Here is a 3,162-nt window from a genome sequence, read left to right as displayed (position 1 = left end):
CTATCGCGCGCGTCAGTTGCCGAATGCGTGTGAGGATGTTGACCACCGCGTATTAGTAGGCGCTCATACATTAAACAGCGGTTAAAGCGGGCTGAGATCCGAACAGAATGCCCGCCATCCAGGCAAACGGGATAACGGGCATCTATTCACAGCTCTCATGCCGCCGATTGAAGGGACACATGTTCGCCGGCTCTATAAAATGATGTAGCGAGGCGATGGTTTCAGCGGGACCAAAGCGTCAGCGGGTGCGACTTCGGTCGCATCGGGGAACATTCCGACCGTCGGCAGGTTAGGTTTCACGGCGCGGCTTTTTAGGCAACGTCGTAGGGTCCACCCCCCGGAGCCCGCTCGTCCCCCTCAAAGCGAGTGGGCTCTGCCTTTCCGTATCCTCATTTCGCGCCTCTTGGAATATAATCCTCGAGGTGCGGCGATCTCATTTTCGGAGATCTGCAGGCTTCCGCTGAAAGCCCAACGCCTTCGCCAATTCCGATCGCCGCTCCGCATAGTTCGGCGCCACCATCGGATGGTCTGCCGGCAGGTTCCATTTCGCGCGATACTGCTTTGGTGTAAGACCGTGATCGGTCATCAGGTGCCGCTTGAGCGACTTGAACTCCTTGCCGTCCTCCAGGCAGATGATGTGATCGGGGAAGACCGAGCGCTCCGGGTCGACGGCAGGCTCCTGCTTTGGCAGCAGGGCTGCGCCAGTGAGCGAGTAATACACCGACGCGATCAAATCCGCCAAGTCGGTTACCGAGACGAGATTATTGCTAACATAAGCGGAGACGATGTCGGCGGTGAGGTCCACTAGTGACATGCGAAATCTCTTTTGTCTGACAAACCGCTCTATTTGAGCGCATCTGCTAATAAAATGAAATCCAGCCAAAAGGCCGAGCACGACTTGAATCGCGAACCCGCCGGCACAGCCCGCTGCCCCAGCGGCCTCAGGGAAAGGGATAGGGCCTGCTCGCGGAAATCCTGCAGCGTCGCAGTGCTCGCCACGAAGGAACCTTACCCGGCCGGTGATGCCAGGCTTCAGCCATTCGACATCATAGGCGAAGGCGCTGGGGACACGCTGCGCCGGCCTAGCCGCCTTCGTCTCCTAGACACGCTTCCACAGCGGTCTTGTCAGTAACGGCACACCCGCACGCGTTCCAGCACCCGGCGGTGATGATGCCAATGCCTCACCCACTTGACGTGGCAGTGGCGATAGTGGCGGTGCCGGTAGTGGTAGCGGTGCGGATAGCGGACCACGTAGCCAGGATAATAGTCGCGGTAATAGCTAGGGCCGTAATACCGGCCGCCATAGTCGTAAAACGGGCCGCCGCCGTAGAAAGGACCACCGTTGAATGGACCTCCGTAGAACGGGGTGAAGCCGCCGAATGGACCGAAACCGAGACCGAAGAACCCCTGCGCATCCGCAGGCGCGACCGTGGCTGCCGCGGTGGCAACGGCGATCACTGAAGCAAGTAGCAGTTTTTTCATGGCAACCTCCTCCTGAAGGCTGATCATCGGGTAAACGCCGCGTAGCAAGCCATGTTCCCGGTCGCTAATATTCCCGGTGGCACGAGGAGATTGCCGCGAAGCGGCAACAGCGGGCCGGTATGGAGGCGCTCGCCCCTCACGAGCGGACTCTTGGTCTTCTGACCTCGGAAACCTATTTCGTCCGGATGAGCGACGGCTGGACCTTTCGGGAACTTATCGAGGCGGGCATGTCGGTCACTCGCGGCTGCCTCGATTGCCATCGTCACCACAAGCTCGATCTGCCGGCGCTCCGCGACCGCTTCGGCGCTGATGCTCCGGCTATGGAATGGGATTTGCGGCCGAAGATGAAATGCGCCGTCTGCGGTGGCAAGCGCATTACGCTGACCTATTCTCCGGACACGCGCCCGAAAGACCTTCACCGCAAAGGAGTGTGAAGTTTCTAGGGCGTGCGTTTCGTCTGCCGCCGCCGCCACATCCTATTGTCCGTCTGTCGATCACCGTTCGGGATCTCAGAGCGAGTTAGCAATGGCCCTTTCGGGCTAAAGGCAATTCCCGCATCCTCTAAGGCTTGGCGGATAGCGGCAACATGGCGTGGATTCGGGTTCCTGACCCGTTCTCGAAATCGACGACCGTTGGTTCGCTAATATGCGCTTTGGCAGCGAGCCGCACTCGCGACCAGCTCAATAGAGCTCGTGCGGCTTTTGATTGTTCCCCCGACAGTAGGGCTCGTCTGCGCATGGGCGTTGAACATTCAACGTCCCTAAAATATGCCGCCGGCTTCGTCAGGGGTCCTCAAATATTCGTGAGCCCGCGAGCTCAGATCGCAGGCGGGGCGGGTGAACCTAGGCGTGGATCAGATTGCGCCCACGGTGGGCCTTCAATGTCGATGCCGCGATGTGGTGAACGAGCGGCGACTATGCAGGGCTAAATTTCGAGGTTACCTCGAAAATTTGGAATATGGCGCGTCACCGAGTGAGCCGTTGAACGTGTCGAGCGGCTCATTGAGTGCCCAACGCTTTTGCCTCACGCTCTAAAGTCTCGCGGTCATTTCCATGCTTGGCGATCAGTTCCCGGACCTGAGGGATCGAGAGCCCGAATTTGCTAGCGAAGTAGCCAACCTCATATTCCTGATGCCAGGCCGTGAATTCGCACGGGTTGCGGCCCGGTAGCCTTTGGGTGTGGCGTTTGGGCGCGGCCACCGGGCCTTGGCCGGCAGGAGACACAGATGACCGGCGACCGAATATATTCGCATCTGCTAATAAATTGAAATTCAGCCAAAAGGTCGAACCCCGCTTGAGCCACCAACATGGCGGGTGGACGTTGCAACGGGACGCTGGCATGTCGGTCCCGAGCGGATGCCTCGATTGTCGCCGGCCACTGATCTATTCGCCCGGTGAGCCAAAAGGCTGAGAAGTCAGATCAGGCGAGCAGCCAACCGTTCAAATGGAATTCATAGATCTTGCCGTCGTTCTCGGTCGGCTGCACGTCGTTGTCCACGCCGCGATCGACGACATAGAGGCTCATTTGGTGGCTCGGATCGTCACTGCTCGGCGCCAGCGCAAGTCCCGCCGGCTTTTTCGCGTTGGCGGCGGAGATGTCGAGGGTGCCCAGCAGATCCCCGGTTGGCGTCACCATTGCCACGGAGGTGCGTGACACGATGACATAAAGCAGGTCGTGGAC

The 3,162-nt window shown here is 59.2% G+C and carries 3 protein-coding genes and 2 pseudogenes; 1 reads left to right on the top strand and 4 read right to left on the bottom strand.

Translation table 11 applies throughout. The features are described from left to right. Positions 1-433: 433 nt before the first annotated feature. Positions 434-814, bottom strand: coding sequence for a MucR family transcriptional regulator (locus CK221_RS29395; protein ID WP_095780265.1), 381 nt, complete (start codon positions 812-814; stop codon positions 434-436). Between the two features lie 311 nt (positions 815-1,125). Further along, the gene (locus CK221_RS29390) at positions 1,126-1,482 is read right to left on the bottom strand and encodes a hypothetical protein (protein WP_095780267.1); all 357 of its coding nucleotides are present in this window, start codon (positions 1,480-1,482) and stop codon (positions 1,126-1,128) included. A gap of 119 nt (positions 1,483-1,601) precedes the next feature. Between CK221_RS29390 and CK221_RS29385 the strand changes: the two genes are divergently transcribed. Next, the gene (locus tag CK221_RS29385) at positions 1,602-1,916 is read left to right on the top strand and encodes a hypothetical protein (protein ID WP_245426346.1); all 315 of its coding nucleotides are present in this window, start codon (positions 1,602-1,604) and stop codon (positions 1,914-1,916) included. Positions 1,917-2,480: 564 nt separating this feature from the next. Here CK221_RS29385 and CK221_RS29375 read toward each other — a convergent pair. Both CK221_RS29375 and CK221_RS29370 read right to left on the bottom strand, forming a co-directional pair. Continuing rightward, positions 2,481-2,612 (bottom strand): annotated as a pseudogene (locus tag CK221_RS29375) (DUF3606 domain-containing protein); the annotation flags it as partial. 289 nt (positions 2,613-2,901) lie between these two features. Further along, a pseudogene (locus CK221_RS29370) lies at positions 2,902-3,162 on the bottom strand (RTX toxin); the annotation flags it as partial.

Source organism: Mesorhizobium sp. WSM3868, assembly GCF_002294785.1.
In the GTDB taxonomy this organism is placed as follows: Bacteria; Pseudomonadota; Alphaproteobacteria; order Rhizobiales; family Rhizobiaceae; genus Mesorhizobium.
The sequence above is the reverse complement of the archived record's forward strand: the minus strand, read 5'-3'. Positions and strand labels throughout refer to the sequence as shown.

Excerpts from the sequence above, each read along its gene's own strand:
- CK221_RS29395 (WP_095780265.1), bottom strand. The coding sequence starts at position 814 with ATGTCACTAGTGGACCTCACCGCCGACATCGTCTCCGCTTATGTTAGC.
- CK221_RS29390 (WP_095780267.1), bottom strand. The coding sequence starts at position 1,482 with ATGAAAAAACTGCTACTTGCTTCAGTGATCGCCGTTGCCACCGCGGCA.
- CK221_RS29385 (WP_245426346.1), top strand. The coding sequence starts at position 1,602 with ATGGAGGCGCTCGCCCCTCACGAGCGGACTCTTGGTCTTCTGACCTCG.